Source organism: Emticicia sp. (assembly GCF_049241225.1).
Lineage (GTDB): Bacteria > Bacteroidota > Bacteroidia > Cytophagales > Spirosomataceae > Emticicia.
Genome location: NZ_JBMLRC010000242.1, coordinates 1 through 3,935 on the forward strand (window position 1 = coordinate 1; position 3,935 = coordinate 3,935).

Annotated in this window: 4 protein-coding genes; all 4 read right to left on the reverse strand. The window is 40.3% G+C overall.

Features of this window, described 5'->3' with window-relative positions:
- A partial coding sequence (locus ACOVO2_RS13140; RefSeq protein ID WP_421770419.1) for a ThuA domain-containing protein occupies positions 1-1,342 on the reverse strand: 1,342 nt, incomplete at its 3' end.
- 51 nt (positions 1,343-1,393) lie between these two features.
- Entirely contained in the window at positions 1,394-1,831 is a 438-nt protein-coding gene (locus ACOVO2_RS13145) for a gamma-glutamylcyclotransferase family protein (RefSeq protein ID WP_421770420.1), read from the reverse strand.
- Positions 1,832-1,853: 22 nt separating this feature from the next.
- The gene (locus ACOVO2_RS13150; RefSeq protein ID WP_421770421.1) at positions 1,854-3,065 is read right to left on the reverse strand and encodes an MFS transporter; all 1,212 of its coding nucleotides are present in this window, start codon (positions 3,063-3,065) and stop codon (positions 1,854-1,856) included.
- Positions 3,066-3,147: 82 nt separating this feature from the next.
- Positions 3,148-3,935, reverse strand: a 788-nt coding sequence (locus ACOVO2_RS13155) for an SDR family NAD(P)-dependent oxidoreductase (RefSeq protein WP_421770422.1), incomplete at its 5' end; no start/stop codon positions are given.

Below are 3,935 nucleotides of genomic sequence, written 5' to 3' on the forward strand. Positions count from 1 at the left end.
TACCACGTAAATCGTTGGTATTGGCCGAAGATTTTTGAGCATCCCACGGACTTCTTCCCGGACGTTCATCGCTTGGGCTATACCCATTCGAAGCGTGTGGATTGGTGTTATCTCCCGTAGAAAGGAACAAATTACCTGATTTATCCCAATCAATCGAGCCACCCGTGTGGCAACATTCTTCACGTTGGGTTTCTACTTTGAGCATTTCTTTTTCAGAACTCAAATCAATTTCGTCGCCTTTCATAGTAAATCTTGAAAGTACGTTGTATGAACCTTTCAAAGAAGAATAATATAGGTAAATCCAGTGATTTTGAGCGAAATTAGGGTCTTTATTCAAGCCTAAAAGTCCATCTTCAGCCACCGATTCCTTACCTTCACGGTTTACGTATTTTAGGCTCACAGGAAGTTTAGTAATCGTTTTAAGTGTTTTGGTCTTTGTGTTATAAAGTCTTACTTCTCCTTTACGTTGAATGAAAAGTACACGGTCGTTATCAAGTAAAGTTAGCTCGACAGGTTCGTCGAGTTTTTCTTCTAAAACAACTTTCGTAAAACGATTTTCTTCTGGACGAGCCTTCGAGAAATCTAATGGCTTTGGTGTTTCGCCACCCGCAGCGTATTTGATACCCGCCCAAAGATGATTCAAGAAAAGTGGCTCTGAGAAAGTTTCGTCCGTATGCCCCATGGCAGTATAAAATGAGCGTCCGCCCTCGAACTCTTGAAACCAACTAATTGGGTGGTCAGCACCGTTTTTGCCTCCTTGATAAGATTTTTCATCAATTTTTACGACCACATTGATTTTTGGCGAAATATCTTTGAAGCTATAAAACTCATCCGAACGCTCAAACTCGTCGGGCATTCCTGCGGTTAGTTCGTTCTTTTTGGTTACATAAAACTTACCTTTTTGCACATTATTGGGCATTGGGTGGTCGAGAAACCATGCACCAGCCAATTTATTGTACCAAGGCCAATCATACTCGGTATCAGTGGCGGCGTGAACACCCACATAGCCCCCACCCGCTTGAATGTATCGTTCAAAAGAATTTTGCTGTTCGTTATTCAAAATATCGCCCGTTGTGTTTAAGAAAATAACGGCATTGAATTTCTTCAAATTTGCTTCCGTAAACTGACCTGCATCTTCTGTAAAACTCACGCCAAAGCCTTTTTCTTTAGCCATTTTATCTAAGGCTTTTTTACCTGCCTCGATAGACTGATGCCGAAACGCCGCCGTTTTGCTAAAAACCAACACATTGAGTTTGGTTTGTGCAAACAGAGAATTGACCAAAAACAACATAAAAACCGACTTCAAAAGCCCTTTTATGATTGTTGTACGCTGTTTTTTCATGTAATTAAAATTTATTTGAGAATCCTGTAATTTTTGCTTTTAGACATTTTTTTATTCGTCATTGAGGGCATAGATATTTCCAATCCCTACATCACCGTTTTCCAATTCAAATTTGGCAAATATCCGTTTGTAACCATTTCCTTCAAATTCATCTAACATTTGCCAATTAGCTACTAATTCATTTGAAAAAAGAATATATGCTTTAATTAACTGTTGTTCCTCTATTGTTGCTGGCTTAAATCCGTTATAGCCCAATGCCGCACCCCAGCCTTTACTTTCTAATTTTCCCTTAACGATTCCTTCGAACCAAGTTCCTCTAATATGCTCGACAACACGATGATTCGGTTTGTTTGGAGCTAAAGTACCATAAACAATAAGACGATTTTCAGGAGTATAAATATTTAATACGCTTCTTTCTTCTTCGGTCAACACTTCATTTTGAGCATACCTTTTCTCATTTAAGGTTTTTATTATTGAATCTAAATCCATTTTTATTTCGATTATATTACTATCAATTTTCTTCCGTATAATTCAAATCCTTATGAAATGTCTCTTCTAAATTGCTAAGCCCCCAAAATGCCAGTAAAATAGCTACTACACCTACCGCCATTGCCGAATTTACAGTACCGATGTACGGGTTCAGAAACTCGAAAAGTAATGTTTGCGGAATAACCGTTGCACGTAGGATATTCAATGAAGAAGTCGTCACGGTAGCTCTGATATTTGTTCCGTACTGCTCGGCAGCGAGCGTAAGCAAGACAATCGAATATCCTACACAGAAGCCCAAGAACAAAATCAAACCTTTATAAATCAAAGCAGATTGATTACCCACAACAAAGAACACAATAGCAGCTAAGGCATAAAGTGATAAATATAGGCGAATGGCTTTTTTACGGCTTTGGAAATATTGACTCACGAAGCCACCCGTTAAATCCCCGAAGGTTAGTCCCAAAAAGTAATAAATGACCACCTCTGAAACAGTCGGTGCCTGCGTCATTCCCCAAGCTTTGGCAATTTCGGGCGTGAACGTCATCACTACTCCGTTGACATACCACACAGGAAAGCCCAAGACACAAATACTGATATATTTTTTGATATAATCTTTGTTTTTGAAAAGCAATCGCAAATCGCCTCTATTGCTGGTTTTTCCTTTCATTTCATTGAAAAGTCCCGATTCCAGCACACCTAAACGAAGAATCAACAACACAAAACCCAAACCTCCGCCTAATTGATAGGTAAATTGCCACGAATATTTACCTCCAATATATGCCCCAAAAATAGCTCCCAACATTCCACAACCACCGATAATAGCAGGGCCAATTCCTCTGAATTTTTGAGGCATTTGTTCGGTTACGAGCGTGATGGCAGCACCTAATTCTCCCGCTAAACCGATTCCTGCCAAAAATCTTAATAACAAGTAGATTTCAAAATTGGGAGCATAGGCATTAGCAAAAGTAGCGGAAGAATATAAAATAATAGAGCCAAATAAAACCGATAATCGACCCATTTTATCGCCAATAATTCCCCAGATAAAACCTCCGATAAGCATACCTGCCATCTGAATATTGATAAGCCAAACTCCTTTTGAAAGCAAATCAGCTTCGGCTACACCCATAGCCAAAAGGCTGGGTTTTCGCACGACGCTCAAAATCATGATGTCGTATAAATCAACAAAAAAGCCCAAAGCAGAGGCAATAATAGCTAACCAAATGTGTCGTTTCATACCCCTAACCCCTAAAGGGGGATTTAATATATTTTGTTTTCAATAGACAATTCTCAAAAATACTTTTTAAATAGTTCCCTCTTTAGGGGCGACCGCCGCTACGGTTAGGGGTTCTCAAACTTGGCAAACCTACTCCAGCTGCATCGAAACCACCATCGGCACACAGAATTTGACCATTGATATAGCTTGCTTGCTCGCTACACAAGAAATAAACGGCATTCGAGATTTCTTCGGTAGTGCCGTAGCGAGCCAACGGAATGGCATCTGCATAAGAGGTACGAATATCAGCACTATGTACCAACTTTGCCATTTCGGTTTCTACTGGGCCTGGGGCAACGGCATTGGCACGCACACCCATATTGCCGTATTCAACTGCCTGTTGTTTGGTTAAGTGCATGATTGCTGCCTTGCTTGTGCCATAGGCAATGCGTAAGGTACTGGCACGAACGCCCGAAATACTGGCGATATTTACGATACTCCCTTTTCCTGCCACCAATGCCACAAAACAAGCCTGACTACACAAAAACGTACCGTTTAGATTTACGCCCATTACAGCACTCCAATCATCAAAACTAATTTCTTGGGCAGGTTTAAAAATGGCTATTCCTGCATTATTGACCAGTGCATGAACCGCCGAAAATTGAGCCGTAATTTGTGCAAATGTCTCGCTAACTGACTGATGATTAGACACATCGCAGTTAAAGAATGAAAAACCTTCTTGACCTTTTAAATTTTCTTCACATTTGGCTAATTCAGCCGTATCAATGTCGAGAATCACTGCATGGTACCCTTCCCTATTGAATCTTTTGGCTATTTCTAAACCGATTCCTCGGGCGGCACCTGTTATTACGGCTGTTTTTTTCATGTTTT